The organism is Neoroseomonas alkaliterrae (genome assembly GCF_014199195.1).
GTDB lineage: Bacteria > Pseudomonadota > Alphaproteobacteria > Acetobacterales > Acetobacteraceae > Neoroseomonas > Neoroseomonas alkaliterrae.
This window is the reverse complement of the sequence record NZ_JACIJE010000017.1, coordinates 1-23,478: the sequence shown is the minus strand read 5'-3', so window position 1 is coordinate 23,478 and position 23,478 is coordinate 1. Positions and strand designations below refer to the sequence as shown.

Genomic DNA, 23,478 nt, shown 5'->3' with positions numbered 1-23,478 from the left:
GGATCAACGCCAATCTCCATGCCAGAGATCAGCTTGGAATCACGTCCGGCCCCGGCTGGGAATCCCCCCAAGCGCCAGTTTGTCCACGCGGCCTAAGGCTTCTCCTCGTATCCCATTCCGTGCGCGACGCGGTTCCTCCAGCGCCGTGGAAAACCCAGCGCCGAGCTATCGACCATACCCCGATTCGGCGCGAGCGCTCCCGTTACGGTCAACGCCGATGTTCTTCGTCCTGGAGCACATGAGGTGCCATGTCAGCTGGCGTGTTCGGCAGCCTCGCCCGTCTCTGGCGGGAACGGAAAGCCATAACCTTCGCGCCGGGCTTCTGGGAGGCGCTACGCCCACCCGCGAAGTCTGGTGCCACGGTGAATGCCACGTCCGCGCTGGAATGCACCACCGCGCTCGCCTGCGTGCACGCCATCGCCTGCGGCGTCGCCATGCTGCCGCTCGACATCTATCGCCCCCGCGAGGGTGGCGGGCGCGACGTGGCGACGGGCGAGCCGCTGTGGGACTTCTTCGCCGGCCAGCCGAACGAATGGCAGACCTGGCCAGAGTGGATCGAGACCACGCTGATGCACGCCGTGCTGCGCGGCGACGGCATCTCCTTCATCAATCGCCCGAACCCCAGGGGCCCGATCCGCGAGCTGATCCCCCTCGTCCCCGGCAGCGTCTCCATCGAGCAGCGCCAGGGCTATGACCTGGCGTATCATCTCGTCCTCGCCGACGGCCGCAGCCTGACCGTCGGCCGCGAACAGGTGTTCCACCTGCGCGCCCCATCCTGGAACGCCTACTCTGGCCTGGATGCCACCAAGCTGGCCCGCGAGGCGATCGGCCTGGCGCTGGCCACCGAGGAAGCCCACGCCCGGCTCCACGCGAACGGCGCCCGTCCGGGCGGCATCCTGACCACCGAGCAGCGGCTGACCCGCGAGCAGGTCGATGAACTCCGCGCCGCCTGGCAGCAGACCCAGGGTGGGCTGTCCAACGCCATGCGCACCGCGGTGCTGTCCTCCGGCCTGAAATGGGAGCCGATGGGCATGACCGGCGTCGATGCCCAGCACATCGAGACCCGGCGCTTCCAGATCGAGGAAATCTGCCGCGCCTTCGGGGTCTACCCGGCCATGGTCGGGCATTCCGACAAGGCCTCGACCTACGCCTCGGCGGAGCAGTTCTTCATCGCGAATGTCGTTTACTCGTTGGGGCGGTGGACGCGCCGCTTCGAGGAGCGGATCCGCGTCGACCTGATGACGCGGGAGGAACGGCAGCGCCGGCTCTACGCGAAATTCTCCCTTCAGGCGCTGATGCGCGGCGATGCGCGCACGCGGTCGGAGTTCTACAGCGCGCTGATCACCCTCGGGGTGCTAACCCGCAATGAGGCCCGGGCGCTGGAGGATCTGAACCCGCTACCCGGCCTCGACGAACCGCTGCGGCCGCTGAACCTGGCGACCCAGGCGGAGGCCGAGGCCGCGCTCCGTGCAAAGCAGGCGCCGTCCCAGGGCCCGGATGGTGGTGGTGGCGGCCAGTCCGCCGACCGGCAGGGCGCTGACGGCAAGGCGGCGGCCATCGCCACCGTCGCCCGTGTCATCGGCGCGGAGGACCCCGCCCTGGAACAGAAAATCGGCCGGATCCTGTCGGCGGCGAACGAGGCGCGCATTCGCGGCGCCCGCGACGCGCTGGATACCGTACTGTCCCAACTTGAGACCACGCCATGAGGATCCGCGGCGATCTCCGCGCCCGCTTCGAGGTGAAGTCGGTCGCCGCCGATACCGGCGCCTTCGAGGGCTACGGCGCGGTGTTCGACGTGGTCGACACCTATCGCGACGTCATCCTGCCCGGCGCCTTCGCCGAGACGCTCGCCGAGCACGCACGCCGTGGCACCGCGCCCCGCATGCTGTGGTTCCACGACCCGGGCAAGGCCATCGGCAGCTGGGCGGAGTTCCGCGAAGACGAGCGCGGTCTGTACTGCTCCGGCCGGCTCGACCTCGAGCACCCCGATGGCCAGAAGGCCTACGGCACGCTCCGCGGTGACGGCGCGATGGACCTCTCCATCGGCTACACCGCCATGCTGTTCGAGGTCGACCGCGCCGCCGAGCTCCGCCGCCTCAAGACCATCTGGCTTGACGAGGTGTCGCTCGCCCCCCGTGGCCACGGCGTGAACCCCGCCGCGGTGGTGACTGACTTCAAGGCCCGCGCCGGCGGGATCCAGACCATTCGCGACTTCGAGGATTTTCTGCGGGAGGCAGGGTTCTCGCGTGACCGCGCCAAGGCCATCGCCTCGCGCGGCTTCAAGGCCAGTGCCGAGCCTCGGGAGGAGGACGCAACGGCCGATGTGCTCGCCGGCATCCGCCGGCTGCAGCAGATCCTCCAATCCTGACGGGATACCCCATGGAAACCGATGTGAAGGAGGCCCTCGACGGCCTCGGCCGTGCGTTCGAGGAATTCAAGGCGACCAATGACGCCCGCCTCGCTGAGGTCGGCAAGAAGGGCGCCGCCGATGTCGTGCTGGAGGAGAAGCTCCAGCGGGTGAACACCGCCCTCGACAATTTCGAGGCGCTGAACCAGCGGCTGACCAAGGCCGAGCTCGAGGCCAAGGCCGGCCGCGAGGCGGCGGAGGGCTCGAAGGAGGCGCTGGAGCGCATCGAGACCCGGATCAACCGCCCTGGCATGGGCACGGGCGACCGCCAGGCCGAGCTCAAGGCGCGGGTGAACACCTGGGCCCGGGCGGTGATCAACGCCCACACAATCGGCGTGCCGAACCTCACCGCCGAGCAGCAGAAGGCGCTTTCCGAGGTCGCGGCCGAGCACAAGGCGATGTCGATCGCCGACGACACGACCGGCGGCTATCTCGCCCCGTCCGAGTACGTCCGCGAGATCATCAAGGGCGTGACCGAGATGAGCCCGGTCCGCTCGCTGGCCCGCGTCCGGGGCACCTCCTCGAAGTCGATCATGCTGCCGAAGCGTACCGGCCAGTTCGCCGCCCGCCGCGTCTCCGAGCAGGGCACACGCACCGAGACCCCGGGCCTCGCCTACGGGATGATCGAGATCACCGCGCCGGAGGTCTATGCGCTGGTCGACATCTCGCAGCACAACCTGGAGGACAGCGCCTATGACCTCGAGAGCGAGATCCGCGCCGAGGCGGTCGAGCAGTTCGCGGTCAAGGAGGGGCAGGAATTCGTCGGCGGCTCCGGCGTCGGCGAGGCGGAGGGCATCCTGACCAATTCCGACATCACCTTCACGCCCTCCGGCTCGGCGGCGACGATCGCCGACGCGGAGGGTCAGGGGAACGGGCTGATCACCCTCTTCCACGCCCTGAAGACCGCCTATGCGCGCAACGCGGTCTGGACGCTGAACCGGGTGACGCTGGGTTCGGTGCGCAAGCTGAAGGACGCCGACAAGAACTACGTCTGGATGCCGGGCCTCGCCAACGGGGTGCCGAACACCATCCTCGGCGCGCCGTACGTCGAATGCCCGGATATGCCGAACGAGGGGGCGGACGCCTTTCCGATCGCCTTCGGCGACTTCCGCCGCGGCTATGTGATCGTCGACCGCATCGCCATGACGATGCTGCGCGATCCCTTCACCCAGGCGACCAGCGGCAATGTCCGCTTCCTGTTCCGCCGGCGCATGGGCGGTGCGGTCGTGCTGGCCGAGACCATGCGCAAGCTGAAGTGCGCCGCGGCGTGACGGCCGGGCCCGCGTAGCCGCCATCGGCCGCGCGGGCCGCCGCTGCGGTTATCCACACACTTCACCGTTCCATCAACGCAACTGAAAGGCGAGGTGTCCGCCATGGCCACTCGTGACCTGTGCCACAACATCCACCCCGTGCGGGCGATTAGCCCGGCGGCGGCCAGGACCGACAACACGCCCTTCGTGTCGGAGATCGTCGACACCAAGGGCTATGAGAGCCTGACCTTCCTGCTCGCCGCCGGCGACATCGCCGATGCCGATGCCACGCTGACCGTGCTGGTCGAGGCGAGCGATGCGGCGAACATGGCCGGGGCCGAGGCGGTGCCGGACAAGGAGCTGATCGGCACCGAGGCGCAGGCGGGGCTGTCCTTCGCCGACGACAACAAGACCCGCAAGATCGGCTATGTCGGCGGCAAGCGCTACGTCCGGCTGACCGTCACGCCGGCGAACAACACGGGGAACATCTTCCTCGCGGCGATTGCGCTGCTCGGCCATCCGCGCAACGCGCCAACGCCGAACCCGCCGGTGTGACCATGGCGGCGGAGGGGCAGCGACGCATCCGCGCGCTGCGGCCATTCTCCTACTCGCTGGACGGCGTGCGGCTGATCGCCGTCGCCGCCGGCGAAAAGGTCAGCCTGCGCGCGGGCGCCGCCGCAGGACTGGTCGCCGAGGGATATGCCGAGGCGGTCGCTGTGGATCCTTCGCCTCGGCAGCAACCCGCACGGCGCCGTCCGCCCGTTCGCGATCCAGCCTGACGGGGAAGGCAGATGCTGGAGATCGTCACGCCGGCCGCCACCAGCGACCTCACGACGCTGGCGACCGCCAAGCGCGAGCTCGGCGTCACGGACACGGCACAGGACGCCCGGATCGCCGATCTGATCCGCCAGGCGTCCGACCTGGTCGCGCAGTGGTGTAATCGCTCGGGCTTCGGCCGCGAGATGCTGCGGCAGACCGCACGCCTGGTGTCCCCGGTCGATGTCATCGTGCTCCACCGCGACCTCGGCGTGACGATCACCGCCGTCACGGAGGACGGCGTCGCGCTGGCCGCGGCCGACTACGAGCGGGGCGGCGTGCTGCTCTACCGGCTGCGCGAGGGCGCCCGCGTGCCATGGACGGCGCGGTTGGTGGTCGTGGAGTACCAGGCCGGCTTCGTGTTGCCGGACGACGCACCGCCCGCATTGGAACGCGCCTGCCTCGATCTGCTCGCTGGGCTGTGGCACGGCCAGGGGCGCGATCCGGCGGTGCGCAACGAGACCACCGAGGGCGTCGGCGCGGTCGGCTATTTCGAGCACCGCGGCGACACGCTGCCGCTGGCGCCCAACCGGCTGGCCGCCCTCGAACGCTACCGGCGGTTCCACCTCTGATGGGCGCGTTGCGCGAGGCCCGCCGTCGTGCCCTCGCGCGGCGCGGGCGGCCGATGACGCTGCGCCGCCTGGTCTCGCCGCCCGACACCTTCGTCACGGCCGCCGTGACCGGCTTCTCGGCGGACTATGCCCCTGATGATCTCGCACCGCCGCTCGTGCAGGGCGACCGCCGCATCGAGATCCTGCATGCCGACCTCGTCGCCGCCGGCTTCCCCTGGCCGCCGCGCGAGCCCGATGAGGTGCTGGACGGCGCGGAAAGCTTCACCGTGCTCTTCGCTGCCCCCGTCTGGGAGGGAACGGAGCGCATCGGCTGGACCCTCGCGGTCCGCGGCGGCTGACATGGCCATCACCCGCGGCCAGTTCCGCAACTTCACCCGCGAGCTTGAGGTCGGCACCTGCGGGCTGACCGGCCCCGCGGCCAGTCGCCGCCTCGCTGCCATGGCGCGCGCGCACATCGCCGAGGTTGAGCGCCAGCAGGCCGCCCGCTCCGGCGGGGTGGTGCCCGACCACACCACCACGGTGGACGGCCGCCCGGGCGCCGCGCCGGAGCAGGTGCGCCCCGATGGCGTCATCCTGATCGCCTGGCACTACCTCACCGAGGCGGTGATCCGCGCCGTCACCTACATCGAGGAGAACGGGCCGGAGCGCAAAGGCGGCTGGAAGGCCAGTATTACCACCTTCGTTGATGACGCCGCGGTGCCTCGCACCGCGCGTCTGCCGGCCGGCGCCACGGAGGCGGTGGTGGTGGTCCGTGCCGACTACGCGCGCCGGCTCGAGGTCGGCAAGCGTGACAGCGGCGGCCCCTTCGTGCTGCAGGTGCCCATGCACTTCGTCGAGCAGGCGGCAGTCGCCCTGCGACCCGTGCTCCGCCCGCTCGGCTGGGAGCCGCGCTTCACCTATGTCGACGTGCCGGACGCCTTCGCGCTCAGCGTCGAGGCCACTCGGCGGCGGCGCTTCGGGCGGCGGGGGATTGTGACCGAGCGCTCGCAGCGGCGCGTCGCAGGGTCGCGCGATATCGAGAGCCAGGTCCGCTACCCGGCAATCGTCATCCGCCCGATCCGGGCCACTCGCTCATGACCGCGTCCCCCTACGCCGACAGCGTCGCTGCAATAGCCGTAGCCTGGGCCACTGGTTGGCCGGCCCCGCCCGGCATCCCGGTGCTCTGGCATCACAATGGCAGCGATGCCGTCCCTTCGCGCGCCGCCACCCAGCATTGGCTGCACCTCGCGGTGGAGCACAGCAGCGAGCGCCTAGCCGCCTTCGGCGGCGGCCGCGGCTTACACGAGAAGGAGCTGCACGGCTCCGTGGTGATCCGGGTGATGGCCGCCCGCGGGTTGGGTGAGGCCACCCAGCTCGCCCTACTGGACCAGGCCCTCGGGGTGTTCCGCAGCCGGCGCGACGGACCGCTGTCCTTCCTTGGCGCCTCGGTGATCGAAATGCCCGGCGCCTCCGCCGACGGTGCCTGGTGGGTGCGCAGCGGCATCGCCGTCTTCGTCTATCGCTTCCGCGGCTGACGCCGCGCCCTCCCTCACACTCGGAGAGCACCCATGCCCCTCGCCGAAGGCAGCGCGGCACGCTTCGCGTACAAATTCTACGCGGACGGTACCATGGTCACGAATGCGGAGGCGGACATCGCCACCGCGCCGGGATCGTCCGGCGGCCGTATCCTCCGCCGCGTCAGCGCCGGGCTGAACTTGCGCAAGAACGCCACCCGCTCGGCCGAGATCCTGCCCTCGCGCCAGGTGCGCAGCTCGCGGCATACCTCGCGCCGGGTCGAGGGACCGCTGGATGGCGAGTTCTCCCCCGGCAGCTACTTCGACTTCATCGAGGCAGCGCACCGCGATTCCGCGGCACCGATCCTGCCCTCAGGCCTGACGGAAGTGCAGCTGACCAGCGCCGCCGCCGACAGCGCCACCTCGAAGTTCAACTTCGGCGGGGGTGACCCGGTCGCGCTCGGCCTGCGCAAGGGGACGATCATCCAGTTCGCCAGCCTATCGGCCGCCGGCAACAACGGCGTGCGCTTCCTGGTCACCGGCTTCGGGGGGACCTCCAACCGCGAGGTCAGCGTGTTTCCGGCGCCCACCACCATGGCGGCGGACACCGCTTTCACCCTGACCACGCCGGGGAAGTCGTCGATCATCCCGGCCTCCGGCCATGTCCGGCGCAAGCTGGCGATCGAGCGCTACCACGAGGATCTCGACCGTGCCCGGCTCTACACGGAGCTCCGCGTGACGGGGTACCGCCTCGCCGTGCCGGCGGAGGGCAACAGCACCTTCGGCCTCAACGTCATGGGGCGGAACCGGCGCACGTTGACCGGCGCGGCGGCGCCCTACTTCACCTCGCCCGCCGCAGCGACGACCACCGAGGTGTGCAACAGCCTCAACGGCATCCTGCGCATCGCCGGCAGCACCGTCGGCACCGTCACCGGGCTGAACCTGAACCTCGCCATGGCAGCGGACGCCCCGGCGGTGCTCGGCCAAGCCTTCCCGCCGGACGTGCTGCTCGGCACCGCCGACGTCACCGGCGACTTCACCGCGCTGGTCGACGACACCGATGCGATCAGCGCGGCCTTCGAGGAGGAGCTCGAGGTCGAGTTGCTGTTCATGCTGACCGCGGGCGGTGCCACGGCCGATGCGGTGGCCTTCCACCTGCCGCGGCTCAAGCTGAACGGCGACGAGGAGAACGTGCAGGGCGAAGGCTCGCAGACCATGAACGTGCCGTTCCAGGCGCTGGAATACCTCGGCAGCGCGGCCGGCATGACCGGCACCACGCTGCGCTGCACCGACACCGCCGCCACCTAATCCTGGAGAGAATGATGCCGGCCATCTTCGACACCCTGGCGCTGCCGACCGACCGCAGCGCCCGCCTGCTGCTCATCCACCCCGTGACGCGCGCGCCGCTCACCGACGAGGCCGGTGAGCAAGGCTGGATCGAGCTCTATTCCTGGGAGAGCGAGCAGGCCCAGGCGCATCGGCTCGCCCGTGACAACGCCCAGCGCAAGCTGGGCAGAGAATTCACTGCCGAGGAGGAGTGGGAGGATATGGGCCAGATGCTGGCCCGGCTGACCAAGTCCTGGCACCTGGTCGGCCTGGACGGCCACGCCATTGCCGCGCCCTGCAGCTTTGATCTCGCCGCCGGCGCCTTCAACGCCACCGGCCTGCGCTGGCTGCGCAACGCGGCGATCGCCTTCCTCAATGTCAGCGGCAACTTCTTCCCTTTGGCTGGCTCGACGCTCTCCGCGCCCATGGCCGCCATCAATTCTGGCTGAGCCAGCGGCTCAAGGGCGGCGGCTCGCGGCGGCAACATCTGCTGTCGGCGCAGCGGCAGAGCGGGAGGATGCCGGCGGGGCTCGTCGGCCCGCCGCGCCCGCCGGGATCCGAGGCGGTGTGGCGGGCGTTCGGGGAACTGGACGCCCAGCGCCTGCATTCTGAGAGCGGCATCCCGCAGCCGATCCAGCACCGCGACGTCGAGGCCTGGTGCCGCACCATGCGCGTCCCGCTGCACCCGGCGGAGATTGTCGCCGTCCTCGCGCTCGACGGCGAGCGCCGCGCCATCGAGGCCGAGCGCCTAGCGGCCACCCGCCGCCGTGATGCCGAGCTGGAGGACGACGATCCATGAGCGGCACCATGGGCGGCGTCGAGCTGCTGTCGATCATCCGCTCCTCGCTCGATGCCTCCGGCTATGTCGCCGGCGCGCGCCAAGTTGAGGGAGCGAATGAGCGCCTGCGCGCCTCCGGCGACAAGGTCGCCGGCTCCCAGGAACGCATCACCCGCGGCATGGACCAGACCGCCCGCCAGGTCGCCGCCCTGGCCCAGCGCACCAATCCGGCGGTTAAGGCGACCGTCGAACTGGTCGATGCCGAGGCCAAGCTCGACCGTGCCCTGAAACTCGGCCTGATCAGCCTCGACGACCATGCCCGGCTGCTAGTGCCGCTGCAGCAGCGCCACCAGGCGGTGACCGCCGCGGCGAACCAGACCGCCAACGCCTTCGGGGTGACGGCGCGGCAGGCGCAGCAGCTGGCGCCGCAGATCAACGACGTCATCACCTCGCTGCTGGGTGGGGCCAGCGCGTTCCAAGTGCTGACCCAGCAGGGTGGCCAGATCACCCAGGCGATGGGCGGGGTGGGCAATACCTTCCGCGCCATCGGCGGGCTGTTCACCCCCGTGCGTGTCGGCGCGCTTGCTGTCGGCGGCGCACTGATCGGCACCTTCGCCGCCTATGAGGGCACCGAGCGCCGCGTCGCCCGGCTGCGCAATGAGCTGCGTGGCTATGCCGCCGACTACGAGAGCCTAGCGCGCAACCTGGAGCGCCGCGCCCGCGAGCAGAGCCTGCTGACACCGGGCGCGGGCCGCTCGGAAGTACGGACTGCGCAGGCGCGCATCGCCCAGGTGGTGCGGCCGGAGGACCGAGAGAACCTTGAGCGCTATGTGGCGCTCGCGCTCGACCTCTCCCGCACGCTGGATAAGGACCTTTCCGCCGCGGCCGAGCGTGTCGCCCGTGCCCTGCGCCGGCCCGAGGAGGTGGCCCGCGAGCTCGCCGAGCAGGGCGTGCGCGGCTTCGACGAGCAGTTCCGCCGCCACATTGAGCTCATGGTCCGCGCCGGTGATGCCAGCGGTGCCGCAGCCCAGGTCATCGCGCGCCTGACCAGCGTGGTGCAGGGCGCGACCGCTGGCGGCACCGCCTTCGACCGGGCGATCAACAACGTCGAGAAATCGCTCGAGGGCCTGTGGAACCGGATCACCGATGGGCTGACGCGGGCCGGCGGTCCCTTCATCGAGTGGCTCGCCCGGTCGGAGCGGAACTCGCGCTTCCTGGTCGAACAGGGCGGCCTTGCCGTGCTTCAGGCGCTGCCTGGCGGCGCGCCTGTCGCGCTCGGCTTGCGGCTGCAGCAGATGCTGGGCCCCTCGACGCCGGGCGCGCAGGCCACTCGACCCACCCCGGCGGCTGACATCTCCGGCCTGCTGGAGGAGGCCGCCCGCGTCTCCGGCGTCGACCGTGCGCTGCTGGAGCGGGTGCAGCGCGCCGAGGGCGTGCGCAACCCGGACGGCAGCTGGCGCACCAGCAGCGCGGGCGCGCGCGGCCCGATGCAGGTCATGCCGGGCACCTTCGAGGAGATGGCGCGGCGCTATGGCCTGTCGGGCGGTATCGACGACCCGCGCAGCAACACGATCGCGGGGGCGCTGTACCTCCGCGAACGCCTGCAGGCGCGCGGTGACGTCGCCCTCGCTCTCGCCGACTACAATGCTGGCCCTGGCCGGGTCGATCGCGTGCTCGGCGGCCAGGCGGACCTGCCGAACGAGACGGCGCGGTACGTGCGCGGCATCCGCGCCGGCTACTCCGGGTCGGGCATCGCCGGGCCGGTGCAGCCGGTGCCGGCCACGCCGCCACCGCCACCGGCCACAGCCCCTACCGGGGCAGCGAACCCCCAGCCCGCATCTGTCGCCGGCCCACCGACCCCGACGCCGGAGCAGCGCTTCTACGACAGCGCGCTGTCCGAAGTCCGCCGCCGCGGCACGCCGACCGGCGACGTCGCCGAGCTGACGCGCGACCTCGAGCGCTTCCAGCGGGCGCAGCGCCAGGCTGCGCCGGACAGCGCCGAGTACCGCGAGTTCGGCGACGCCATCGAGCAGATCCGCGCCCGCATCACCGGCACCGAACGGCCGATCGAGCAGTTCATCCGCGGTCAGCGCGAGGCAGCACGGATTGCCACCACCAGCGAGGGCGCCGCCCGTGAGCTCGCCCAGGCCATGCAGGGCCTGGAGGAGGCCGCACGGGCGCAGGGGCGTGATCCCACCGTCGAGGAACGCGCCGCGGTGCGCGAGGCGGTCCTCGCCCGCGCCGCCGGCCAGTATCGCGACCTCACCGCCAACGTCGATCGCCAGATCGAGGCGGAGGGGCGGCTCAATGAGGCGCTGGGCCGTGGCGCCGGAGCGATGCAGGAGGCCGAGGCGCGGGCCAAGGCCCTGGAGGACGTCCGCCGCGCCGGGCTCGCCGGCACGGAGCAGGAGGCGGCGGCGGTCGCTGAGCTCACCGAGCGCTACCTGCGCCTGGCACGTGTGCAGGCGGACCGCATCACCGCCGCCTCGCTGGAGGAGCAGCGACGGCAGATCGAGCTGATCCGCGCCGAGGCGGGCACCATCGGCCTCGGGGAGCGCGACAGGGCCGAGGCGATCGCCGCCATCCGGGCCCGAGCCGAGTTGGAACGCCGCGTCCCTGGATCCTCGGAGACGGACACCGGCCGGCAGTACATCGCCAACGCTGTCGATATCGCCCGAGCGCAGGACGACGTTCGCGTGCTCAAGGAAATGGAGGGCTACGGCCGTGAGGCGGCGGGTGTCCTCGTGTCCGGCTTCCGCGCGATCGCCTTCGAGGGCCGCCGCGCCAGTGACGTGCTGCGCGACATGGAACGCGCGCTGCTCGATCTCGGCACCCGTGCCCTGGTGCTCAAGCCGCTGGAGGAGATGCTCGGCCGTGTCGCCTCCGGTGTGTTTGGCGGTGGCGGTGGCGGCGGCAGTCGCCTGTTCAGCGGCGGCGGCCTCGCCGGCCTGTTCGGCCTCGGCGGCTCCGCGGTTGAGGCCGCGGGCGTCGGCGCGGCAAAACTCTCGGCCGAGGCGGCGATGCAGGCCGGCACGCTGGTGTCGTTCTTCCACCGCGGCGGCGTGGTCGGCCAGGACGTGGTGCCACAGCGCGCCATGCCGCTCACCCTGTTCCACGGCGCGCCGCGGTTCCATCAGGGCGGCGGCCTGCTAACCCGCACCGAGTTCCCCGCCATCCTGGAAATGGGCGAGCGGGTGCTGACCCGCCGGCAACAGGCCGCGGTCGGCGCCGCCGTCGCGGATCGGCCGCGCCAGGTCGTGCAGAACATCACCATCCAGACGCCAGACGCCGGCTCCTTCCGCCAGAGCCGCGGCCAGGTGCTGGCCGAGCTCTCCCGCTCCGTCGCGCGCAGCAACCGCCATCGGTGAGCCATGGCCTTCCACGACGTCCGCTTCCCCGACCGCATCGCCGAGGGGGCGGAGGGCGGGCCGGAATTCTCGACCTCGGTGATCGTCTCCTCCGGGGGCCATGAGCAGCGCCAGGGCAACTGGTCCGCCGGCCGCGGCCGCTGGAACGTCGCCACCGGCCTGCAGGACGACAACGACCTCGCGGTGCTGATTGCCTTCTTCCGGGCGCGGGCGGGACGGCTGCACGCCTTCCGGTTCAAGGACTGGTCGGACTACCAGCTGGACCGGCAGGTCATCGGCACCACCGGCGGTGGCGACGCCACCTGGCAGATCCTGCGCACCTACACCTCCGGCCCGACCTCGGTGACGCGGACCATCACCCGCCCCGTCGCCGGCACGGTGCGCTGCTGGGTGAATGGCACCGAGCGCAGCCTCGGGACCGGCTCCAGTCAGTTCCAGGTCAACCTCGCCACCGGCGTCATCACCCTCGGCAGCGCGCTCGCCGGCACCACCGGCCAGGCGATCGAGGCCGCCTGCGAGTTCGACGTCCCGGCGCGCTTCGACACCGACACGCTGCCTCTGCGCCTGACCGCCTTCCAGATCGGCGAGTGGTCCGACATCCCCGTGGTGGAGATCAGGGAATGAAGTCTGCCTCCGCTGCGCTCGCCACGCACCTCGCTGGTGAGGCGACGACGCTCGCGACGCTGTGGCGCGTGGTCCGCCGCGACGGCGCGGTGTTCACCTTCACCGATCACGACCGCGACCTCGTCTATGGCGGCGAAACTTTTGTCTGTGCCCTCGGCTACCAGCGCGCCGCTATCTCGGCGGGTGCCGAGCTCGCGGTGGACGAGACCGAGCTGGTCGGTCTGCTCGACAGCAGCGCCATCGACCCCGCCGAACTGCGTGCTGGGCTGTGGGATCACGCCGAAGTGCGGATCTTTGCGGTGAACTGGGCGAGCCTGGGGGACGGGGACCTCAAGCTCCGCCGCGGCCGGCTGGGCGAGGTCATCGCGCAGGACGATGGCAGCTTCCGCGCTGAGCTGCGTGGCCTGGCCCAGCCGCTGCAGCAGACCGTCGGCGCGATGTATCAGCCCGAATGCCGCGCCGATCTCGGCGACGCCCGCTGCAAAGTCGACCTCACCTTCGGCGCCGGCTGGACGCAGCAGGCAGTCGTCGAGACGGTGACCGACAGCGTGACGCTGGTGATGTCGGCGGCCATTTCGGGTTTCGCCAACAGCTACTTCGAGGGCGGCGTCGCCATCTGGCAGTCCGGCGCCAATGCCGGCGTCGCCCGCGAGGTGCTGGCGTGGAACCAGGGCGGGCGGGTTCTGTCGCTCTTCGCCCCGCCGCCCTTCGCGCCGACGGTCGGCGACGTGCTGCGCATCCAGCCAGGCTGCGACAAGCGCAAGGCTACCTGCCAGGCGGTGTTCGGCAACTACCTCAACTTTCGCGGCGAGCCCTTCATCCCCGGCGCGCTCGCGGTGCTGGAGACGCCGGCGTGAGCGCGGAGGCCAATGTGGCCGCTGCGGCCTTCGTCGCCGCCGCGCGCGACTATATCGGCGTGCCGTGGCGCCATCTCGGCCGCAGCCGGACGGGGGTGGACTGCATCGGCCTGGTGCTGCTCGCCGCGCGCGATGTGGGCTGGGACCTGCCCGATCCCGCGCCCTACGCCCGCGAGCCGCAGGGCACGCGCCTGCTGGAGGGGGTCCTGGGGCATGCCCCGCGGGTCGCAGACGCCGAGCCCGGCGACGTGCTGCTGTTCCGCCTCGGCCTGTACGGCGGCCATGTCGGCATCGCCTCCCTGCATCCCGCCTGGGGCGTGCCCGCGTGCCTACACGCCTATGCGCCGCGCCGCCAGGTGGTCGAGCAGCCGATGGATGCCGAATTGCGCGCAGCCCTGCTCGGCGCGTTCCGGCTGCCGGCGCTCTCGGTCTCCGCGGAGCCCTGAGCCATGGCCCAGCTTGCCGTCGCCGGCGCCGGGGCCGCCATCGGCTTCGTGGTCTCGGGGTTCAACCCGCTCGGGGCGTCGATCGGCTGGGCCCTCGGCGGCGCCGCCGGGGCGTTGCTCTTCCCGCCCAAGGGTCAGGATACGCAAGGCCCGCGGCTCAACGACCTCACCGTCCAGACCTCCGGCTACGGCCTGCCCATCCCCATGGCGGTCGGCCGCGTCAAGCTCGCCGGCAACGTCATCTGGAAAACCGACCTGCGCGAGCGCGCCACCACCCGCCGCCAGGGCAAGGGCGGCGGTGGCGCCAAGACGACGACCTATTCCTACTACCTCTCCTGGGCGGTCGGGTTGTGCGAATGGCTGATCCCGCCGACCAACCCGCAGGTGCTGCGCATCTGGCTCGACGCCCAGCTGGTCTACGACACCACCGGCTCCAGCGAGGTGGTGCAGATCCCCGGGCTGGTCTGGCGCTTTCATCCCGGCAGCGAGACGCAGCTCCCGGATCCGCTGCTCGCCGCCTCTCTGGGTGCGAACGAGGCGCCGGCGCATCGCGGCCTCGCCTACCTCGTCTTCGAGGAGGTGCCACTGGAGCGCTTCGGCAACCGCATGCCGAACGTCACCGTGGAACTCGCCGGCGATGCGGCGCGCAGCTTCCCCCAGGTGGCGACCATCCCGCCGGTGGCACCGCTGTGGCCATCCTCGCCCTCGGGGCGGACCTACATCGGCAACTGGGCCTGCAACGTCGCGGTCGATTACCGCCGCGGGCGCATCTACGAGGGGCGCGTCCGCACCTCGACCTCTGGCGGCGGCGCCAACGAGATGATCCGGGTCTACGACCTGGTGACGATGCAGAGCCTGGGCGAGCACACGCTCGACCGCATCCTCGCCCCGCTATTCCCGCTCGGCAGCGTCCCAGGTCCGGACAGCACCGGCACTGGGCTGATGCATCTCGGGGTCGACGGCTTCCTCTACGTCACCGGCGGCAACGCCAATCGCGTCCCGCTGTTCAAGATCGACCCAGACGCCATGCGCGGGGTGGGGGTCTTCGGCAATCCGCTCGGCGACGGCTTCGGCTTCGGCGACAACGGCACCCGCCTGGTCAACCCGATGGCGATCACCAGCCTGTCGGTGCCGCGGCTCGGCGCGCGCCCACGCAGCTTCGTCATCGTCCAGGGATCCTACTCGTCGACCCTGACCATCGACGCCGACCGGATGGAATATGTCTGGGGCGCCGGCGACGTTGCCATCGAGCCGCCGCCGGTGCCGATTGGCCTCGGCATCGGCCCGCTGACCTTCCCCGTCATCCTGGTCCCCGGCCGCACCCGCGACGATGGCGGCGTCGAGCTCTGGTATCTGCGCGCCTCAGAACTCGCCACGCCGTTCCGCATCGATGTCGCCCGCTTCCGGTACTACTCCGGCGCGGCGAGCCTCGGCGGCGGCGCCGCCATGGGCATCTTTCGCGACGACTATGCGTCGATCGACGTCCAGGCCGAGATCGACCCGCTCGCCGTCCGGCCGCTGCTGCAGGCGGCCTTCTGGGACGTCAGCGACGACACCCTCGTCATCACCCTCTCCGGCACCGGCGGGCCGCTGAGCGGCTGGGGGCGCTTCTCGACCATCAAATGGGCCCCGGGCGGCGGGGTGGTTTGGAAGGTGGTCGACCACGTGCTGCCGGCCTCACATGACGGCCGCGGCCAGATCACCCGCGTGCTCGGCGCTACCTGGGGCCTTGGTGGCAACTTCCTGATCCAGACCGGCTCGGGCGACGTGCTGGTCAACCAGGCGGGCGCCAACTTCAAGACGCTGTTCTGGCTCGACGAGCAGCAGGCCGTGCTCGGCCAGGTCGGCGCCGGCGCCGGCGTGCGCGAGATCGCCAAGCGCTACCTCTCCCGCGCCGCGGCCAACTCCCTGACGGTGGGGCAGGTGGTCGCCGCGCTGTGCCAGCGCGCCGGGCTGATGGGGACGGACATCAGTACCGCCGCGCTCACCGACGCCTTGCGGGGCTACATCGTGCCGCGCCCGACCTCGGCGCGCGACGCCATCACCCCCTTGGCCGGCGCCTTCCAGTTCGACGCAGTCGAGCAGGACGACGTGCTGGTCTTCCGCAAGCGGGGTGGGGTCGTCGTCGCCACCATCCCCTATGCCGAGATGGTGCGGGAGGAACCCGATGCCTCCGTGCTGCAGGAGCAGCGGGCGCAGGATGCCGACCTACCGCGCGAGCTGGCCGTGCGCTTTCTCGATGTCGAGCGGGGCTTCGAGCAGAACGCCCAGTCCTGGCGGCGGCCGGTCAGCCCTACCGCGACGGTCGGGGCCAATGCCTCCGCCGCGATCGACCTGCCTATTCCGCTGACCGCCGGCGAGGCCAAGGCCGTGGCAAGGCGGCTGATCACCGGTGCGTGGCGTGAGCGCACGCGGTTGTCCTGCGCCGTCGGCCCCCGCCACGCGCGCTTGGTGCCGACCGATCCCATCACCGTGACGACCCGGGACGGCGCCGCCATCCGTTGCCGTGTCCTCTCGACCCAGCTGGGGGCGAACTGGGTGACCCGCCTGGAGGCGGTCACCGAGGACGCCGCCAGCTATGCCCTGGCCGCGCCGGCGGAGGGCGGCGCGGGCTGGGCCGAGCCCGGCATGCCGGCGCCGTACTTCGCCAGGCTCCTCCTGCCCGACCTCGCTCTGGTCGATGACGCCGACGATCTCGGCCAAGCCGGTTTGCGGGAATACGCCCTGGTCGGCGCCTATGACGGCCAGCGCTTCCGCGGCGTCGTGCTGAACCGCAGCCCGGACCAAGCAAGCTGGGACGCGCTCGGCGCCGTCACCACGCCGGTCACCTGGGGCAGCGTGCAGGTGGCCCCAGCGGTGGCCGTCTCGCCCTGGATCTGGGACGAGGCCAGCGCGGTCGAGGTGCAGCTGGCCGACGGCGAGCTCGACAGCGCCACCGAGCTCGAGGTGCTGAACGGTGCCAACCGCGCAGCGCTGATCGGCTCGGACGGGCGGGCCGAGATCATCCAGTTCTGCACCGCCACCGACCTGGGGGCAGGGCGGTATCGCCTGACCGGCCTGCTGCGCGGGCGGCGCGGCACCGAGGATCTGATCGCCTCCCGCGCCGCCGGTGACACCTTCGTGCTGCTGGACGCGGCACGCTTCCAGTTCCAGGCGCAGGGCAGCGAGGCCACCGCCACGCGCCACCATCGCGCCGTGACCGTGTTCGAGACGGTGGAGACCGCCGCCAGCACCGTCACCAAGGCAGTCCGCGGCCGGGCGGAGCGCCCCTATGCCCCCTGCCAGGTCACCGGGACCCGGGATGGCAGCCAGAACCTGACCATCAGCTGGATCCGCCGCACCCGCCTCGGCGGCGAGTGGCTCGACGGCACCGGCACCGTGCCGCTGTCAGAATCCTCGGAGGCCTATGAGGTCGATGTGCTGAACGGGCCGCCGGCGGTCACCAAGACCTACTTCGGCTCGCATGGCACGCCAGCGAACGCCTTCGACGGCAGCACCACCACCGAATGGCTGGCGAGTTCCGATCCCCACTTCGTCGGCGTCACCTTCGACAGCGACCAGACCGTCCGCCAGTACGAGATCGTCGCCCGCGCCTCCTTCGCCAGCAGCGACAGCCCAAGGGACTGGACCTTCCAGGGGCGGGGGACGGAAGTGCCGAGCGTCTTCGGCGATGGCGGCACGCCGGCCAACCTGTTCGACGAGGGCTCGGCCGAATGGGGAGTGGCCAGCACCACCCTGCCGCGCCATGCCGGCATCAGCTTTCCCGCCGCGCAGACGGTGGCGCAGTACGCTGTCAGGGCGCCGGGCTCCTTCGTCGGCACAGACGCGCCGAAGGACTGGACGCTGGAGGGGTCGCACGACCTCGCCAACTGGGTCGTGCTCGACAGCCGCACCGGCATCACCGGCTGGGCGGGCAATGAGCTCCGGACCTACACGCTGCCGGCCCCGGTCACCTATCGGCATTACCGCCTGCGCGTGACCGCCGGCCAGGCCTCCGGCGGGGGCATCAACATGCGGGTGCAGGAGCTCGAGCTCTATGCGACCGCCGGCGGCTTGAATATCACCTCCGGCTGGGTGGTACTCGACACCCGCACGGCGCAGACCGGCTGGAGCAATGGCCTGGTGCGCAGCTACGCCCTGGCCGCCGCGGCAACCTACCGGTCCTTCCGGCTGCGGGTGACCGCCGGCAATGGCGGCGGCAATCGCGGCTTTGCCGAGCTGCGGCTCCGCCGCGGCACGGGCACCGGCGCCGGCAACATCGCCGCGTCGAACTACGCGCCGGGGACCATTCGCACCATCACCGCCAGCACCACCTCGGCGGTCTATTCGGCGGCGAACCAGACCACCGACTTCGGCGCGACCCAGACCGAGGTCTTCGTGCGGGTGCACCAGATGAGCGGCCTGGTCGGCCGCGGCCTGCCAGCGGAGGCGACCCTGTGAGCGGCACCACCAATCTCGGTATCACCTACATCCAGGCCAGCCAGAACCAGAAGGAGGTGACCGCCAACGCGGCCTTCGACGCACTGGATCGGGCGCTGACCGAAACCTTCGACGCCAACCTGGCCAGCGCCAGCGTCACCTTGACCGATGCCCAGTACCGCCAGGCGCTCGCCGTGCGGGCGCAGAACGCGACCGTCGCCGGCCGCACGGTCACCCTGCCGGCGCGCGAGCGGCTGACCGTGCTGGTGATGGACAGCACCTGCAACCAGGAGGTGGGTTTCGTGCGGGGAAGCACGACGCTGACCCTGGCGCCGGGGCAGGCGGTGCTGGCGCGGACCGACGGCAGCACGAACGGGCTCACGGCCCTGATCCGCGGCACGGCGGCGACGCCGGTCACCACCTTCCTGGCATTGGCCGACACCCCGGCGAGCTATGCCGGCCAGGGCGGGCGGATCCTGCGGGTCAATGCCAGTGCCACCGCGGTCGAATTCGGACCGCGGCACAACCTCGCCGCCACCGCGGCCCCCACCGCCACCGACGACAGCGCGGCCGGCTACAGCGTCGGCTCGCAATGGCTCGACACCGTCGGCTGGACTTTCTGGTGCTGTGTCGACGCCACAGCCGGCGCCGCCGTGTGGAAGGGCGTCGCCCTGACCTGACGGGGCGCGCTGCAACGTTCCCACCCACGAGGCCGTCAATCGCGGCTCGGCCCGCCTGCCTCCCCGGAGAACATCATGGACCTCACCCCGACCCTGCTCTGGCAGGTGGTGACGACGCTCGCCATCGCGCCGCTGGCCTATTTCCTGAAGGCCTCGCTCGACCGCCTGCGGCAGATGGAGCTGTGCCTGTCGCGCACGCGCGAACAGTTGGCGCGCGAATACGCCACCAAGGCGGACCTGCACGCCGATGTCGGCCGCGTGCTCGCGCGGCTCGACAAGCTCGACGGCAAGCTCGACCGGCTGCTCACCGCGCGGTTCGGAGGTGGGGAATGACCCCCCGCCGCATCAGCGCCGAGGCGCTCGACCTGCTCAAGCGGTGGGAAGGCTGCATCCTGCACGCCTATGACGACGCCGACCCGGCGCGGCCGCCGCGCTTCATCCAGCCGGACGATCCGGTGCGGGGAACGCTGACCATCGGCTACGGCCACACCCGCACGGTGCGGCCAGGGCAACGCATCACGCAGGCGGAGGCCGAGCGGCTGCTACTGGAGGATCTCGCACCGGTCGAGGCGGCGGTCGCGCGCATCGTCACGGTGCCGCTGACCGACGGTCAGTACGGCGCGCTGGTGTCGTTCGCGTTCAACCTGGGGCACAGCACTACGCCGGGCAGCCCGCTGACCAACATCGCCGCGACGCTGAACCGTGGTGACTATGACGGCGCGCTCCGGCGCATGGGGCTCTACGTGAAGCAGCGGCGCAATGGGCGGCTGGCCACCGTGCCGGGGCTGGTGAACCGCCGCGCCGCCGAGGCCGGGCTGTGGGCGCGCGGGGAGTTCGTCGCCAGCCGGCATGTTGCGCCGGCGCCGCCGCCCTCGGAAGGCGCCGAGGCGGCGAAGCTCGCCGGCTACGCCGCGGCTGCGGCGACCGCGGCACCGGCGCTGCAGGCGCTGGCCGGGATCCCGGTGTGGGTTGGTGTGGCGCTGGTCATCGCCGTCGCCGTCGTCGCCGTCGCCGTCCTGCTACGGCGGGAGCGCGCTGCGTGATCGCGGCGGCATGCGCGCGCTTGCAGAGGTGACCGGTGCCAGCGGGCGCGGTGCTTACGGCTATCGGCGCGAGCATGTTGCCCTTCGCACCCGTTCGGGTGGGGGCGTCGCTCCTTGATCTTCGGCATTGGAAGCGCGGTGCGCTCAATCGCGCGCGGCACTGTTCCGCTCGTGCTGTTCGGGAGGGAGCGCTAAGTGATCCTCATGGAGCCGCGGTCCGTGCCGAGCTGCTCGCCATCGGAGTGTCGTGCCGGGGCAAAGAACCCGCCGACAACTTGCCGCACGCACGAGGCTGGGCTTCGCTTGGAGAGACGAACCGGATTCGGAAGGCGGAATGAAGCTGCTATTGGGTGGCGTTAACGGCGACTACCTCCGTGATATCGTCGAGGCCGCCGCCCCACACACCGAGCGCGTCGACGCGGCTGTCGCCTACGCCACGGACGGCGCGCTTCTTTTCGAATGGTGCTGGGAACACCGCATCCCGCTCCGTTTCTGGGGCCGCTTCGACGACGGCGTGCCGGTTGCCGTGCCGATCCTCAAGACCTTCCTAGACCGCCGCTCCCCGGCGTTCGCCTGCCGCTTGGTCCGGAACCTGCACGCCAAAGCCATCTGGTGGCGCGGCTACGGCGCGTATGTCGGCTCGGCCAACCTCACGCAGAGCGCCTGGTGGAACAACCTGGAGGCAGGATTCTTCTTCACCGAGGATGAGCTGGCCGACACTGGGCAGGGTGCCGAGCTTGACCGCCTCTTTTCCGAGGTCCACCGGCACTCAGCTCCGCTCACCGATGAGCTCTTCAGGGCAATCGAGGCTCGGGGCCGCGTGCTCCAGCGGCGCAGGGTAGAAGATAAAGCCGAGTCCCAGGCTTTCGAGGCCAATCCGCACGTGCCGCGGTGGGGAGGCCTCGGCCTCGTCAGTAAACGCAGTGCGGCATCCGCGCGCGCCGCTGCGTTCATCAAGGAGTGGAACAGCACGCTTCAGATCATTCGCAATCTGGCTACCAAGGTCGCGAAGGAAGCGAACAGGCCGGTTTGGGTCCATGCCGACGCGCCGCCTGGCGCCCAGGCGGACCAGTTCCTTCACGCCCACTACTACCAGCGCACCTTCGAAGGTCGGCAAGCCAGGTACGAGCATCATTTCCTAACAAACAGGCATGACCCTGAAGCGGCCGAACGCGACGCCCTCCAATGGTGGCGGCAGCTCAAAGAGCCGCCGACATCGGAGGCAACCACGCTCAACGACTGGGCCCCATTTGTCAGGTCCATGCTCGCACCCGATCGCGTGGCCCGCCTTACTGAGAACGAGCTTGCAGAGGTCCTCCTCCGTGTTCACGCGGTGCGAGACCACGCGCGGCGCGTCGCCAACCGCGTCCTCGGCCTGCCCGATACGCGCCAATACACCATCGAGGAAAAGACGCGGGCGCTCGCCGCATACGTGTACCGGACGCGCACCGCTGGAGAGCTGTCGGTGCTGCAGGTGCTGGAGTACGTGCTCTACGGTGGCCCATCTGACAAGCTGGTCGAGCGCCTATGGGACGCAGTCACCGAGCCGCGCTTCAAGCTCGACCACATGGGCATCAGCGCCTTCGGGGAAATCGTCGGATGGGCTCTGCCGGATGAATTCCCGCCCCGGAACGGCCGCACGAGCAAGGCTCTGCGCTCCCTGGGCTACGACGTCGAGGTGCATGCCTGACGAGGCGGGGAGGGGTGCAGCATCAGACGCTGCACCCCTACCTTTCTGTTCCGCATCACTGGAACAGCCGGCCGGCCCTATGACGGTCGGCCTGGTGGGCGCCAGCGGGTTCGCCGCCATTCCCACCACCGCCCTCGATCTGCCCCTCGTGCAGCGTCTCCGACGGTCCCCGCGCTTTCGGGTCCGGGTCCCCATTTCAGTAGCCGGCCCCGCCCGGCCGCACAGGCGCTACGCCACGGCCGTCTGGCCATCCACCAGCTTGCGAAACTCGGCGAGCATCTCCGGTTGGTGCTGCTGGAGCCAGCGCTCGACCCGCGTATTCGCAACGAGCTTGGTCAGATAGGTTCGTGCAAGCACCATCCGCAGATGATCCGGGCCGTAGGATTGCTCGGCGACCTTGATCTCCCGGTCGAGCCGAGCCGTCTCACGTTCCATCAAAACCACCTGCTCACGGGTCAGGGCCTTCGGCGCCTTCGGCTTGCCGTCCTGCACCAGTTGGTCTTCTGGCGTCGCGACCAGCAGCGCCTGGACGTAGCCCTTCGAGTAGCGGTTCATGCCCACCATCATCTCAGCGGCTTCCATCTGTCGCAGCGGCTTCATGCGCCGCAGGATGGAGAACACGCTGAGCGAAATCGGCTTGTCCTTCAGGATCTCGACGGCCTCCGGGCAGATGCCTTGAAGAGCGCGCTTCTTCTGGCGCAGCGTGCTGATGTCGATGTTGAGCGCTCGGGCCAAGCGTTCTTCGGGAACGTTCCGGTCGACCGCCTGCAAGATCATGCGATGCTCCTGCACCGCGGCGAGGCGGCTGATGCGCTTGTTGTAGGTGAATGCCTCGTCGTCAGTCGCTACGAGGCAGAGGACATCGACAACGCCCCGGTCGCGCAGGATTTCGACCCGGAGATGCCCATCCAGCAGTAGGTAGGCGTCCGGCTCCGAGGGATGGCGCACCACGATCGGCGGCTCGATCAGGCCCACCTCAGCCACGGAGGCCGCGATCTGCGCATACTTCGTCGATCTCCGCGTCTTGCCGGAGACCGGGCGCAGCGGGCGGATCCGCTCCAGAGGAACCTGGATGCTGGTGGCCTCGAACGCACTCTTGATGCGCGGCGGCTTGTGCTCGGCGACCATCTCACGCCTCCCCCGGCGCGGGCCCAACGCGTTCGGCCAGCTTCGCCGGCATCGTGTAGAGACCCTCGGCTCGCAGCAAATTCACGAAGCCCTCATCGGCTCGAAGGGCCCGCAGCGCTTCCACCACGAACAACAGCATGCCCCGCGTGTTCGTCGCATCGCGCACGATCATGCGTTTCTTATCCACGTCCTGCCGATAGGTCCGCAGCAGGGAGTCCACCGAGAGCGGCCGCAGCCGGCGGCGCTCATTGGCCTTCACCCGCGGGCCCTGGCTGCGGCGCACCTCGATCAGACGCTTCGCGGACATCAGGTTGTGACCCCGCAGCAGCTTCTTCTCATAGGCTTCGTGCAGCACGCGCTGGACATTCGCGTCCTCTGCCTCCGCGATCTCAACGGCGACGCTGACCGGCATCTGTCCAGCTTCCACCGCCCTCAGGAGGCGCGTCTCGCCACCGGTGAGAAGCCGAAGAACACCACGGACGTACTCTAGGCCGCGTGGACAAACTGGCGCTTGGGGGGATTCCCAGCCGGGGCCGGACGTGATTCCAAGCTGATCTCTGGCATGGAGATTGGCGTTGATC

The 23,478-nt window shown here is 70.6% G+C and carries 22 protein-coding genes and 1 pseudogene; 21 read left to right on the top strand and 2 right to left on the bottom strand.

Annotated elements, in window-relative coordinates:
• Nucleotides 1-260 precede the first annotated feature (260 nt).
• From FHS88_RS19525 to FHS88_RS19425, 21 genes are all read left to right on the top strand, one after another.
• Nucleotides 261-1,706 (top strand): phage portal protein, encoded by a 1,446-nt coding sequence (locus FHS88_RS19525; RefSeq protein ID WP_184487180.1) that lies wholly within the window; start codon nt 261-263, stop codon nt 1,704-1,706.
• A complete protein-coding gene (locus FHS88_RS19520) occupies nt 1,703-2,368 on the top strand; it encodes an HK97 family phage prohead protease (RefSeq protein ID WP_184487179.1) in 666 nt (221 codons plus the stop codon). The genes FHS88_RS19525 and FHS88_RS19520 overlap by 4 nt, the downstream gene beginning before the upstream one ends.
• 11 nt (nt 2,369-2,379) lie before the next feature.
• Nucleotides 2,380-3,678: a phage major capsid protein gene (locus FHS88_RS19515; RefSeq protein ID WP_184487178.1), complete on the top strand. Its 1,299-nt coding sequence runs from the start codon at nt 2,380-2,382 to the stop codon at nt 3,676-3,678.
• Nucleotides 3,679-3,780: 102 nt separating this feature from the next.
• Complete coding sequence (locus FHS88_RS19510) at nt 3,781-4,212, top strand: hypothetical protein (protein WP_184487177.1); 432 nt, start codon at nt 3,781-3,783, stop codon at nt 4,210-4,212.
• Nucleotides 4,209-4,436, top strand: a complete 228-nt coding sequence (locus tag FHS88_RS19505) for a hypothetical protein (RefSeq protein WP_184487176.1) — start codon at nt 4,209-4,211, stop codon at nt 4,434-4,436. Before FHS88_RS19510 ends, FHS88_RS19505 begins: the two co-directional genes overlap by 4 nt.
• A 12-nt stretch (nt 4,437-4,448) precedes the next feature.
• A complete protein-coding gene (locus FHS88_RS19500) occupies nt 4,449-5,045 on the top strand; it encodes a phage head-tail connector protein (RefSeq protein ID WP_184487175.1) in 597 nt (198 codons plus the stop codon).
• A gap of 8 nt (nt 5,046-5,053) precedes the next feature.
• Nucleotides 5,054-5,383 carry a hypothetical protein gene (locus FHS88_RS19495; protein ID WP_184487174.1) on the top strand — a complete coding sequence of 110 codons (330 nt, stop codon included), beginning with the start codon at nt 5,054-5,056 and terminating at the stop codon, nt 5,381-5,383.
• 1 nt (nt 5,384) lies between these two features.
• Nucleotides 5,385-6,122: a hypothetical protein gene (locus tag FHS88_RS19490; RefSeq protein WP_184487173.1), complete on the top strand. Its 738-nt coding sequence runs from the start codon at nt 5,385-5,387 to the stop codon at nt 6,120-6,122.
• A gap of 80 nt (nt 6,123-6,202) precedes the next feature.
• Nucleotides 6,203-6,559: a hypothetical protein gene (locus FHS88_RS19485; protein WP_184487172.1), complete on the top strand. Its 357-nt coding sequence runs from the start codon at nt 6,203-6,205 to the stop codon at nt 6,557-6,559.
• 33 nt (nt 6,560-6,592) lie between these two features.
• A complete protein-coding gene (locus tag FHS88_RS19480) occupies nt 6,593-7,846 on the top strand; it encodes a phage tail tube protein (protein ID WP_184487171.1) in 1,254 nt (417 codons plus the stop codon).
• 14 nt (nt 7,847-7,860) lie between these two features.
• Nucleotides 7,861-8,313 (top strand): hypothetical protein, encoded by a 453-nt coding sequence (locus tag FHS88_RS19475; protein ID WP_184487170.1) that lies wholly within the window; start codon nt 7,861-7,863, stop codon nt 8,311-8,313.
• Nucleotides 8,208-8,663, top strand: coding sequence for a phage tail assembly chaperone (locus FHS88_RS21305; protein ID WP_456306812.1), 456 nt, complete (start codon nt 8,208-8,210; stop codon nt 8,661-8,663). Before FHS88_RS19475 ends, FHS88_RS21305 begins: the two co-directional genes overlap by 106 nt.
• Nucleotides 8,660-12,010: a phage tail length tape measure family protein gene (locus tag FHS88_RS19465; RefSeq protein ID WP_184487168.1), complete on the top strand. Its 3,351-nt coding sequence runs from the start codon at nt 8,660-8,662 to the stop codon at nt 12,008-12,010. Before FHS88_RS21305 ends, FHS88_RS19465 begins: the two co-directional genes overlap by 4 nt.
• Nucleotides 12,011-12,013: 3 nt before the next feature.
• Complete coding sequence (locus tag FHS88_RS19460) at nt 12,014-12,634, top strand: DUF2460 domain-containing protein (RefSeq protein ID WP_184487167.1); 621 nt, start codon at nt 12,014-12,016, stop codon at nt 12,632-12,634.
• Nucleotides 12,631-13,491 carry a DUF2163 domain-containing protein gene (locus FHS88_RS19455; protein ID WP_184487166.1) on the top strand — a complete coding sequence of 287 codons (861 nt, stop codon included), beginning with the start codon at nt 12,631-12,633 and terminating at the stop codon, nt 13,489-13,491. The genes FHS88_RS19460 and FHS88_RS19455 overlap by 4 nt, the downstream gene beginning before the upstream one ends.
• Complete coding sequence (locus tag FHS88_RS19450; protein ID WP_184487165.1) at nt 13,488-13,937, top strand: NlpC/P60 family protein; 450 nt, start codon at nt 13,488-13,490, stop codon at nt 13,935-13,937. The genes FHS88_RS19455 and FHS88_RS19450 overlap by 4 nt, the downstream gene beginning before the upstream one ends.
• Nucleotides 13,938-13,940: 3 nt before the next feature.
• Nucleotides 13,941-18,377 carry a phage tail protein gene (locus FHS88_RS19445; RefSeq protein WP_184487164.1) on the top strand — a complete coding sequence of 1,479 codons (4,437 nt, stop codon included), beginning with the start codon at nt 13,941-13,943 and terminating at the stop codon, nt 18,375-18,377.
• Complete coding sequence (locus tag FHS88_RS19440; protein WP_184487163.1) at nt 18,374-19,036, top strand: hypothetical protein; 663 nt, start codon at nt 18,374-18,376, stop codon at nt 19,034-19,036. Before FHS88_RS19445 ends, FHS88_RS19440 begins: the two co-directional genes overlap by 4 nt.
• A 75-nt stretch (nt 19,037-19,111) precedes the next feature.
• Entirely contained in the window at nt 19,112-19,369 is a 258-nt protein-coding gene (locus FHS88_RS19435; RefSeq protein ID WP_184487162.1) for a hypothetical protein, read from the top strand.
• Nucleotides 19,366-20,079 carry a lysozyme gene (locus tag FHS88_RS19430; RefSeq protein ID WP_184487161.1) on the top strand — a complete coding sequence of 238 codons (714 nt, stop codon included), beginning with the start codon at nt 19,366-19,368 and terminating at the stop codon, nt 20,077-20,079. Before FHS88_RS19435 ends, FHS88_RS19430 begins: the two co-directional genes overlap by 4 nt.
• Nucleotides 20,080-20,413: 334 nt before the next feature.
• Nucleotides 20,414-21,769: a phospholipase D family protein gene (locus FHS88_RS19425; RefSeq protein WP_184487160.1), complete on the top strand. Its 1,356-nt coding sequence runs from the start codon at nt 20,414-20,416 to the stop codon at nt 21,767-21,769.
• Nucleotides 21,770-21,997: 228 nt separating this feature from the next.
• Here FHS88_RS19425 and FHS88_RS19420 read toward each other — a convergent pair whose 3' ends face one another.
• Both FHS88_RS19420 and FHS88_RS19415 read right to left on the bottom strand, forming a co-directional pair.
• Entirely contained in the window at nt 21,998-22,897 is a 900-nt protein-coding gene (locus tag FHS88_RS19420) for a plasmid partitioning protein RepB C-terminal domain-containing protein (RefSeq protein WP_184487159.1), read from the bottom strand.
• 1 nt (nt 22,898) lies between these two features.
• Nucleotides 22,899-23,478: pseudogene (locus FHS88_RS19415) on the bottom strand (hypothetical protein); the annotation flags it as partial.